The following is a 248-nucleotide window of genomic DNA, read 5'->3' on the forward strand; positions in this document are numbered from 1 at the left end:
CGGCTCCTGCTCGAGGTGTCCTGGGAGGCGCTGGAGCGCGCGGGCATCGTCCCGGCCTCCCTGCGCGGCAGCCGGACCGGCGTCTTCGCCGGCGTGATGTACGACGACTACGCGTCGCGCCTGGGCCCGGAGACCGGTGCTCTGGAAGGCCACCTGTTCCATGGCAGCCTGCCGAGTGTGGCGTCGGGGCGGATCTCGTACACCTTCGGGTTCGAGGGGCCGGCGGTGACGGTGGACACGGCGTGTTC

1 protein-coding gene is annotated in these 248 nt (G+C 72.2%); it reads left to right on the plus strand.

Annotated elements, in window-relative coordinates; genetic code table 11:
* The coding region (locus KMS84_RS40480; protein WP_285894521.1) for a beta-ketoacyl synthase N-terminal-like domain-containing protein at window positions 1–248 on the plus strand (248 nt) is incomplete at both ends.

Source organism: Streptomyces hilarionis (assembly GCF_024539675.1).
GTDB lineage: Bacteria > Actinomycetota > Actinomycetes > Streptomycetales > Streptomycetaceae > Streptomyces > Streptomyces hilarionis.